This window comes from Bacillus sp. LL01, assembly GCF_001037965.1.
The window spans coordinates 1-3,491 of record NZ_LFEL01000238.1; the positions used below are offsets into that span (position 1 = coordinate 1).

At 39.0% G+C, this 3,491-nt stretch carries 5 protein-coding genes; 4 read left to right on the forward strand and 1 reads right to left on the reverse strand.

Going from position 1 to position 3,491, the window contains the following annotated elements:
* Positions 1–72 precede the first annotated feature (72 nt).
* From AB685_RS28675 to ychF, 3 genes are all read left to right on the forward strand, one after another.
* A complete protein-coding gene (locus tag AB685_RS28675; protein ID WP_047974014.1) occupies positions 73–1,095 on the forward strand; it encodes a membrane protein in 1,023 nt (340 codons plus the stop codon).
* A gap of 90 nt (positions 1,096–1,185) precedes the next feature.
* Positions 1,186–1,386, forward strand: coding sequence for a DUF951 domain-containing protein (locus AB685_RS28680; protein ID WP_047974015.1), 201 nt, complete (start codon positions 1,186–1,188; stop codon positions 1,384–1,386).
* Positions 1,387–1,520: 134 nt separating this feature from the next.
* Positions 1,521–2,621, forward strand: a complete 1,101-nt coding sequence (ychF, locus tag AB685_RS28685; protein WP_047974016.1) for a redox-regulated ATPase YchF — start codon at positions 1,521–1,523, stop codon at positions 2,619–2,621.
* A gap of 278 nt (positions 2,622–2,899) precedes the next feature.
* Here the strand turns inward: ychF and AB685_RS31905 are convergent, their stop codons facing one another.
* Positions 2,900–3,043: a hypothetical protein gene (locus AB685_RS31905; RefSeq protein ID WP_198530612.1), complete on the reverse strand. Its 144-nt coding sequence runs from the start codon at positions 3,041–3,043 to the stop codon at positions 2,900–2,902.
* Between the two features lie 239 nt (positions 3,044–3,282).
* Here AB685_RS31905 and rpsF point away from each other — a divergent pair.
* The coding region (rpsF, locus tag AB685_RS28690; RefSeq protein WP_047974017.1) for a 30S ribosomal protein S6 at positions 3,283–3,491 on the forward strand (209 nt) is incomplete at its 3' end.

A 3,491-nucleotide genomic window follows, 5' to 3' on the forward strand; every position in this document is an offset into this window, starting at 1 on the left:
AGTATACGGATATTTTTTCCTTTCTATACATATAGATTGTGAAAATCGTGAAAGAAGGAAGGAGGGTGCAGAATGTGGGTAGGTGGTTTGAAGTGGATGTTTCTGATCATTGGTACTATAATAGGAGCTGGATATGCTTCAGGGCGGGAGCTTTGGGAGTTTTTCGGGGCTGAAAGCGGACTAGCCATTTTTATATTTGCACTATTATTTACGATTTGCACAGCCATCGTTATGAGTATTAGTCACCAAAAACGTTCAGAGCATTATTTACCCATTTTACATGTATTAATGGGGAAGCGATTAACGAAACTATATGATTTTATGATTGTGCTCTATCTCTTCTCTACAACAGTAATTATGTTAGCCGGCGGGGGAGCTACGCTAGAGGTTATCAATTTACCTTATTGGTTAGGGATTGTCTTTATTGGTGGTTGCGTTGTGTTGTTATTCGTTTGGGATACCAAAGGGATGACATCAATGAATGCAGTCGTTATTCCCATCTTAATTATTTGCTTATTAGGTGTTCTCATTGCGTTTCAATCCTTGAAAGGCTTTCCTATTGAGTTTCGCTTGGATCAACAACATAATTGGCCAGCTGCTCTTACCTTCACATCTTTAAATATTTTACCCTTAGTCGCTGTTCTAGCAGCAGTTGGAAATGAGATCCGTCACAAAGGAGAGATTTGGGTTGCTAGCTTAGGAAGTGGGCTTATATTAGGTGGCATCTCTTTTTTATATAATGAATCTTTGTTGCAAGTTGCAGGGGATATCATGTTGTATGAAATTCCGTTATTTGCAATATTGAAGCATTACCCCTATTTTATGGTATTAATTATGTCAGCTTTATTATGGATGGCGATATACACAACCGCAGCTGCTGGTATTTTTGGGTTGATCTCTAGACTTCGAGGCTATATAAAAGGGAAGGCATGGTTAATTGCTTTATTCCTTATTGCTTTAATGGCACCGCTAACAACATTTGGATTTTCAACGTTAATAAGCATTCTTTATCCTTTATATGGAGTATTAAATTTATATGTATTTGCTGCGATCTTGCTCTATCCCATTTTGCATCATGCTGCGAATGCAAAATAGACTAAAATCATTTTACTAGTCTCCCTCATCGTTTGATTTTGGTGTATAATACTAGCAATAAAACGGATGACTTGGATAGGGGGACCTAGGATGACCGATAAAGAATTTGCACTTGGGGATATTGTTGAAATGAAAAAACAGCATCCATGTGGTGAGAACCGCTGGAAAATCATTCGTATGGGAATGGACGTTCGAATTAAATGCTTGGGTTGTCAACATMGTGTCATGCTTCCAAGGAAAGATTTCTCTAAAAAGATGAAACGTATTTTGGAAAAGGCTCCGCTTTCTTAAAAATATAAACATAAAACAAGGTAATGATCATGATCATTACCTTGTTTTTTTATGGGTCTCTATCTATAATTGGTAGGGATATTAGAGAATAAGATCACACTAGTGAATCTGAATATAAAAGGAAGTGAGCCATTATGGCATTAACAACTGGCATTGTTGGATTACCGAACGTAGGAAAATCAACGCTTTTTAATGCGATTACACAAGCAGGAGCAGAATCTGCAAACTATCCATTCTGTACCATTGATCCGAACGTAGGGATTGTAGAAGTACCTGATCACCGTCTTCAAAAATTAACAGAACTTGTAGACCCTAAAAAAACAGTCCCAACGGCTTTTGAATTTACTGATATTGCGGGAATTGTAGAAGGTGCAAGTAAAGGTGAAGGGCTAGGAAACAAATTCTTATCTCATATTCGCCAAGTAGATGCGATTTCACATGTGGTTCGTTGCTTCAGCGATGATAACATTACTCATGTATCAGGTAGTGTTAATCCATTAAATGATATCCAAGTCATTAATCTTGAGTTAATCTTAGCTGATTTTGAATCAGTAGAAAAGCGAATTACTCGAGTGGCCAAGCTTGCTAAAACAAAAGATAAAGAAGCTGTAGCTGAACTTGAAGTACTAGAGCTTTTACGTGATGCATTTGAAGAAGAAAAGCCTGCAAGAAGCATTGAATTTACTGAAGACCAAGATAAAATCGTTAAGCAACTTCACCTTCTAACTAGTAAGCCAGTACTTTATGTGGCAAATGTAAGTGAAGAAGATTTATTATCACCAGAGGATAATGATTATGTGAAGCAAGTAAAAGAGTTTGCAGCTGGTGAAAATAGTGAAGTGATCGTTGTATGTGCGAAAATTGAGTCTGAAATCTCCGAGCTTGATGGTGATGAGAAGCAAATGTTCCTAGAAGAGCTCGGCATCGAAGAATCTGGCCTTGATCAATTAATTCGTGCAGCTTACAATTTACTTGGTCTTGAAACCTATTTCACAGCAGGTGTTCAAGAAGTTCGTGCATGGACATATCGTAAAGGGACAAAAGCTCCTCAAGCAGCAGGAATCATTCATACTGACTTTGAGCGTGGATTCATTCGTGCTGAAGTGGTTTCTTATGAAGATTTAGTTGATGCCGAGTCAATGGCAGTTGCGAAAGAAAGAGGAAAAGTTCGTCTTGAAGGGAAAGAATATATCGTACAAGACGGGGATGTTGTCCACTTCCGCTTTAATGTTTAATTCTATTTACTAGATAAAGTAGATGGTAGGCTGAGAAAGTAAGAAAGTATTAATAAATGAGAAATATGAACAGAATGGTGGTTTGTGGATCTAAACCGCTCCTGAACTATACTTCGTTTTCCGTGGGAAGCTGCTGAGCCTCCTCGTGCTACGCACTGCGGGGTCTCATCTTTGCTTTAGCTCCCACAGGAGTCTCCGTCTAGTTCATCCGCTAAGTTAGCACATTGTTCATTTCTTAGTTAAACTATCTTGATATTACCACTCTCTTTTAAAGATATTTATGAATCTTGAAATAAATAAGACGACTCATTCACTTTGTGAACTGGAAAGTCGTCTTTTTTGTGCAGGAACACTTCATTTTCTTCACGCTCAGTTGATTGGAGCGGAAGGAATGAGACTCCTGCGGGAAGAGCGTTGGCCATGGGAGACCCCGCAAGAGTGCAACGATGAGGAGGCTTCCGGCCCGCCCGCGGAAAGCGAGTGCCTGCAGTAGAAATCAACAACTACTGTTAGGTGGAGGTTCTATTTTCTATTGAGATGATGCTTGCACACTATGATTCATTCTGATATAATCTACTAATGCGAGTGAAATGACTCATTAGATGAGTTTTGCTCCTTGCTCCACTTATGGAGCCGTTTAGACCAAAAGGAGGTGACCGGAATGCGTAAGTACGAAATCATGTACATCATCGCTCCAAACCTAGAAGAAGCAGCTAACAAAGAGATCATCGAACGTTTTAACGGTGTTCTAACAACGAATGGTGCTGAAATCGAAAAGGTTGAGGAGATGGGTAAGCGTCGTCTAGCATACGAAATCAACGATTATCGTGAAGGTTTCTATGTTTTACTAAGCGTACAAGCTAACTCAGA